This window comes from Synechococcus sp. H70.1 (assembly GCF_047502705.1).
Lineage (GTDB): Bacteria > Cyanobacteriota > Cyanobacteriia > Thermostichales > Thermostichaceae > Thermostichus.
The window spans coordinates 1-1,501 of the sequence record NZ_JANSIV010000030.1; the positions used below are offsets into that span (position 1 = coordinate 1).

A 1,501-nucleotide genomic window follows, 5' to 3' on the forward strand; every position below is an offset into this window, starting at 1 on the left:
GGCAGACGGTTAGCCGACAACTAAACGCCGCCATCGACCGGGCGCGGGCCAAGATTGACTACCTGCTGCGGGATCCCCGCCTGCCCGCCGGCACCCCTACTGATGCCCAACTTGCCGCGGCCTTGATTAACGACGGGGCGGAAGGGCTGCTCCCGCGGGATGAGAACGAGCCCTACATCCTCCCCGATGAAACCCAGTTCATAATTAGAACCGAAATTGAGGTGGAGGATCCCAACAACCCCGGGCAAACCCTGCCTGTACCGGTACGGGCGCCGGCCTGGTGGTTTTTGGTGGACACCGACAACAACGGCGTCAACGACTCTGTAACTGCCTACACTATTCTCAACACGCGTCGGGCTGCTGGCGCTGGCTTTGAGGACAGCCGGCTAACGGATACGGAGCGGGCGCGGCGCCTGATGATCCGCAGTGGCCCTCTGCAAGGGTCGGCTCTGGGCGCTTGTACCGACAACCCCGCCGAGCAGACCGCCAACCCCAACGTGGGAGACTGGTTCCAGGCGGGATCGGCGCTGTACAAGCCTTTCCAAGTCTTTGCCGTCACCTTGCCCATTCAAGGCGCCGACTCCACCACCCGCGCCATTTCGGCTTTGCAGTTCCAGCAGGATCAGCGGCGGGATCTCCTCAACAAGTGGGGGGCCTTCAGCCGCGGCGACCTGGAGTTCTTCTTCACCCCCGCCTACAACTGGAACGGCGCCATCTACGCCGGCGGCAGCCTTTTCTTCCGCTATGCTCCCAACAACTTGTTCCGGGCTTTCACCATCAGCTCGGAGCAATCCTGCTTCTACATGCCTGTAGATAACTCGGAGATTACTGCCTTCGGAGAGCTGGTGGCAGGGGCTATTGGCTACGCTGGCCAGGAGGTGAGCGATAGCCTGGTTTTCGATGTGCACTCCGGCGAGCAAGACGTAGCACCGAGGGTGTCGGTCAGTCTAAACAACCAGAACTTTGACTCGGTGCAAAACACGGTAGAGCCGGAGAGTGTGGCCCTGGATCCGCTGGAGCTCCACCTTTTCGGCCGCATACGCACCCGAGGAAATTACCAGCAAGACGCGGCTGGATGGGCAAATTCTCCCCTCAACGCCAAACGGGAGCCCAACCCCGGCCGGATCAAGGCTGGCGGTTTTCAGGCCGGTTCCGACCAGGTCTGCCCTCCCTACGTGGACGATGTCTATCGGGCCGACAACCGCTTTGGGCCCAAGGCCAGCTACGAGCGTCCACCCGTGACGCCTGACCCGCAGAAGGGCTGCAACGTGCCCACCTTTGCCGAAAAGTTCAACGCCAGGGCAGGTGACCGGATCCCGTCTGAGGCCAAAAATGAGCTGGGCGAATCCCTCACCGAAGACAACCCACCCCAAGGCGCGCTTGCCGAGGTGGGGCTGGATGGCTACTGGGAGCGGCGGGCTCGTGTGGAGGGCCTGCGGGTGATCGTGGGGCAGCGCCTGGAGCTGACCCGCACCGACTCTTTGCCCTTGCCGCTGGTGCC

General features: G+C 62.6%; 1 pseudogene. It reads left to right on the plus strand.

From position 1 onward, the window contains the following. Positions 1-1,501, plus strand: a pseudogene (locus tag NW827_RS02155) (type II secretion system protein); the annotation flags it as partial.